Annotated in this window: 2 protein-coding genes; both read right to left on the reverse strand. The window is 55.2% G+C overall.

Annotation, left to right across the window (positions count from 1 at the left end; genetic code table 11):
- Positions 1 to 782: 782 nt before the first annotated feature.
- Positions 783 to 1,214 (reverse strand): hypothetical protein, encoded by a 432-nt coding sequence (locus GY937_05550; protein ID MCP5056177.1) that lies wholly within the window; start codon positions 1,212 to 1,214, stop codon positions 783 to 785.
- A 47-nt stretch (positions 1,215 to 1,261) separates the two neighbouring features.
- Positions 1,262 to 1,987, reverse strand: a complete 726-nt coding sequence (locus tag GY937_05555) for a hypothetical protein (protein ID MCP5056178.1) — start codon at positions 1,985 to 1,987, stop codon at positions 1,262 to 1,264.
- Between the last annotated feature and the right edge of the window lie 183 nt (positions 1,988 to 2,170).

Genomic DNA, 2,170 nt, shown 5'->3' on the forward strand with positions numbered 1-2,170 from the left:
CGCGATCACTTTGTTATCGTCGAAGTTAAACACTTCGTAAGAGATCGGCGCCCGTAAGCTCTTGCCCATGCGCAGTGTAGGGTCTAGCAAACTCGATATGTAAGTCGATGTGCCTGCTATAACCTCCTCATATGAGCCGACCAACCGGTTGACCTCAAGGCAGTCCGTCGGGTACTGGTACGCGTACGCCCACCCGAAAACTTCAGTCGTGAGAGGGGCTAACGCCTTAATCTTATGATTAAAACCCCAGTCCGCTCCGCGTAGGCACCGGTCTCGCAGTACAGGGTATTTCGCCGCACACGCTATCGCCTGCGGGCTCAACTCGGTGAGGTTGTTGATGGTGCCTCCTCGGATGTTGAAAAGGCCCATCTGGCAGATTTCAGTTTCCGAGGCCATTAGTCACCATACATTTGCTTTGCATGATCGTTCACGAGAGTTACCCTCCCAACGTTTCGGTGTTAGCCTCTGCTACTGGTGCCTCCAGGAATGACGCTCCTGCAATGGCTTCGGCGTCACTAGCAGCAGTTTTCGCTTCCTCTGCCGCTGCCTCTTCCTGCACTTTTTTCTGCGCAGCAGTCTGGTCTTTGATGCGCTGCAAGCTCGATGGCACCTGCTCTTTCTTTTTAACACTCGGGAATGGGTGCGTTCTCACAAGCACAGGACGTTTCCCCTTGGGGTCGTACAGCTTACCGTCGTGAAAGCACCTCTCCAGGACTCTATATGTTGGCATGTCTTTCTCCTAAAAAGTTAAAGGAAGGGAGGCTCTCGCCCCCCTCCACATATTACGCACCGGTGACGTTAGTCTGATTGCCCATCGTAATGCCAGCGGTGATCTTACCAGTAGTAGGATCGGTGCCCGTGACAGCGTACTCAACGCCCAGGTATCGCTCGACGATGCCGTTCGGCAGTACCATGATCGGTACCTGCGCACCGACGACCAGGTCAGCTAGTGCGATAGTCACACTCGCGACACTCGTGCCGAGCGCGGTGGTCGCACCCGTAGAGATCGTAATGGTCAGGCTCGTTAACGTGTTAAACGCCTCCGTGACCTGGATGAGTATCGGCACCCCTGCACCCTTGCCAATGTCCTGGTGCAGTGCGGCAGCGCCGCCATAAGGCGTGCCAGCCACACCGAGGTCGATGACGTTGGTTGAGTCGGCATCACCGGTGATGGCCTGGTCATCCGAGAAAAGATTTTGAATCGAAAATATCATGATGTTCTCCTAAATTGAATTAAGGTTAATGGTAGAAAACCGGGCGCTTATGTGACTCGCGCTTCAGTGTTCAGGAGCGCATCGCTCTCCCGCAGTGGCATCTGCCGATAGCTGGAGACCTCTCTGCCCTCGATCTCCATCGGAGTCAGACGGACAAAACTGTCAGACGCACCTGCGTTCGTAGACAGCGCGTCAAGTGCTTCCAGCACATCGCGGTTAGCGTAGATCGCCACGCGTCCGCCTGGGATACGTCGACTCTGCATACGCCAATATGCTTTGCGCATAAAGTCGAACAGCTGCACGCTACCTGCTTTCAGGTCGCTGACATCGATGTTCGCGATGCGTGTCACGTAGCGCCAGTCCTTCACGGCGAGACCTACGTGCCAGGTAAACATCTCTTCTTTCGCATAGAATGGATTGCCGTCGTCGTCTTCGACTCTCTGCCGGCCCATATCCTCCCGCTGTACGCCCGCCATCGTACCTTGTGGGTACAACAGCTGAGTCTGGTTGCCACCCCATGCCACCATCCAGATAGAGGTGTTATCAGACCCGGTGCCTCCGGCATCGATGATCTGCCCACCATTTGGTGCGCTCAAATCATTGAAGCGTGGAGCGAGTCCCATGAACTCCTCGGGGTCTGACGCGGAATTGCCGTAGAAGACCTTTGTGTCAACTTCTTGTGCCATAGCTTCGAGGTACGCTTGTGCCTCGGACAGCCTGACCGCGCCTTCATTTTTTGACAGTTTAAGCAGCCGCTCGTCGACAGTGCTCAAGCCTTCTGCGAAGCCCGTGGTATCTTCTACCTGGGCTCTACCACTCTTCGACTGTGGTATGCCTTGGTACAAGCGTCCCCACGTGATAGTCGGGAGGCCCGTCCGCACTGAGTGTATATGCGTCGCGCCCTTGTTACACTCGACCGCGATAGCGTCGTCGAGAATGGGCGTCAGAGTTTTTAA

Source organism: bacterium (assembly GCA_024228115.1).
In the GTDB taxonomy this organism is placed as follows: domain Bacteria; phylum Myxococcota_A; class UBA9160; order UBA9160; family UBA6930.